The sequence below is a fragment of the Actinomadura logoneensis genome, assembly GCF_003428695.1.
Taxonomy (GTDB): Bacteria; Actinomycetota; Actinomycetes; order Streptosporangiales; family Streptosporangiaceae; genus Spirillospora; species Spirillospora logoneensis.
Genome location: NZ_QURH01000600.1, coordinates 1 through 2080, shown reverse-complemented (window position 1 = coordinate 2080; position 2080 = coordinate 1). Strand labels below are relative to the sequence as shown.

Sequence of the window (2080 nt, the reverse complement as noted above, 5' to 3'; positions counted from 1 at the left end):
TCCGCCGCGTCCGCCGCGGGCGGGGACGGCGAGGGCGCGAAGGCCCGGCGCGGCGGCCCGAGCAGCGCCGCGCTCGCCGCCGGCAAGGCCGGGTTCTTCCTGTTCCTGTACCTGGAGGTGCTGGACGCGTCGTTCTCGTTCGACGGCGTGATCGGCGCGTTCGCGATCAGCACCGACCCGATCGTCATCGCGCTCGGCCTCGGCGTCGGCGCGCTGTTCATCCGGTCGCTGACGGTCTACCTCGTCCGCCGGGGGACCCTGCACGAGTACGTCTACCTGGAGCACGGCGCGCACTGGGCGATCGGCGCGCTGTCGGTCTGCATGATGATCAGCATCGGCCACGAGCTGCCGGACTGGGTGACGGGCGGCATCGGCGCGGGCCTGATCCTGGTGTCGTTCGCGTCGTCGGTCGTCCGCAACCGCCGCGAGGGCGTCGTCGAGGTGGGCGCGGACGGGCCGGTCGAGCCCCACGCCGGGACCAGCCCGGAGGCGGCCGGAGACGAGGAGCACGAGGAGAACGAGGAGCCGGAGCGGGCCGGACACGCGGGCCGCGCCGCCTCCCGCCCCCGCGTCGGCGACCGCTGACAGCGGTCAATCACGGACGAGACGGGGCAGACGAAGACAAGCTACTCGCCGTCAGGGGTCGTCGGGACGCCGTCCAGCGGTCACAATCGCGGTAACCGCACCGGCCGGGAGGACCCGCGACACCCATGAGCTCCCGTCTCACCGGCGACGAGACGGCGCTGTGGCAGGCCGCCGCACGCGTCCTGGACGCCAACTGGACGGGCACGGCGACCGTCCCCTCGCCGGGCCTGTACCCCCACCAGTGGAGCCTGGACTCGGCGTTCGCCGCGATCGGGCTGGCCCGGCACCGCCGCGACCGCGCCGAACGCGAGCTGCTGTCGCTGTTCCGGGGCCAGTGGACGGACGGCATGCTCCCGCACCTGGTGTTCGACGACAGGCTGCCCCGGCACGCCTACTTCCCCGGGCCGGAGCTGTGGCACGGCGGCCGTCGCCCCGGCCGGTCGCCGCGCCTCGTCCAGACGTCCGGGCTCACCCAGCCGCCCCTGCAGGCCCTGGCCGCCCTGCGCCTGCACGAGAGCGCGCCCCCGCCGGAGGCCGAGCGCAGCCGCGACTTCCTGAGGGTGCTCTACCCGTGCCTGGCCGCCCAGCACCACTACCTGGCCGAGTCCCGCGACCTCGCCGGGTCGGGCCTGGCCGCGATCTGCCACCCCTGGGAATCGGGCCTCGACAACAGTCCGGCCTGGGACCGTCCACTGGCGGCCCTGCGGCTCCCGCCCGCCGCCTACGCGCCGGACCGCACACCGCGCGACCTGCCCACCGGCGAGGACTACGACCGCTACGTCCACCTGGTCGCCCTCCTGCGCGCGCGTGAGTACGACCCCGCCTACCTGCGCTCGGACCACCCGTTCGCCGTCGAGGACCCGCTCTTCAACGCCGTCTACCTGGCGTCCGAGCACGCCCTGGCCGAGATCGCCGAGCTCACCGGCCACGACCCGGCCCCGCACCGCGAGCGCGCCGCCCGGACCCACACCGCCCTCCTGGACCGCCTCTGGGACGCCGACGAGGGCTGCTTCCGCGCCCGCGACCTGCGCGAGGACCGGCTCCTCCCGGTCGTCACCGTCGCCTCCTTCGCCCCGCTGCTGGACCCGGAGCTGCCCGGCGCGGCCGTCCGCCGGCTCGTCGACCTGCTGCTGTCCGCGCGCTTCGCCGGGGCGGCGGGATACCCCGTCCCGACCTGCGACATCCAGGCCGCCGCCTTCGACCGGGCCGCCTACTGGCGCGGCCCCACCTGGATCAACACCAACTGGCTGGTCTGGCACGGCGCCCTCGCGCACGGCCACACCGTGGTCGCCGACCTCCTGTACGGCTCGACCCTGCGCCTCGTCCGCCAGTCCGGCTTCCGCGAGTTCTTCGACCCGTTCGACGGGACGGGCCGCGGCGGCCACGAGCACAGCTGGTCCGCCGCCCTCGTCCTGGACCTCCTCGGCGCCCGGCACGCCTCCCGGGCCGCCTGACCCGCCGCCCGCCCGCCCGGCGCGGCGCGACCGGCGGCCCG

At 75.7% G+C, this 2080-nt stretch carries 2 protein-coding genes; both read left to right on the top strand.

Going from position 1 to position 2080, the window contains the following annotated elements:
* A partial coding sequence (locus tag DZF91_RS24565) for a DUF475 domain-containing protein (protein WP_117359640.1) occupies positions 1-585 on the top strand: 585 nt, incomplete at its 5' end.
* 125 nt (positions 586-710) lie between these two features.
* On the top strand, positions 711-2039 hold the full coding sequence (locus DZF91_RS24560) for an MGH1-like glycoside hydrolase domain-containing protein (RefSeq protein WP_117359639.1): 1329 nt from the start codon (positions 711-713) through the stop codon (positions 2037-2039).
* Positions 2040-2080 lie beyond the last annotated feature (41 nt).

What these genes read in the sequence shown, in the direction of transcription:
- DZF91_RS24560 (WP_117359639.1), top strand. Translation starts at nt 711, where the DNA reads ATGAGCTCCCGTCTCACCGGCGACGAGACGGCGCTGTGGCAGGCCGCC.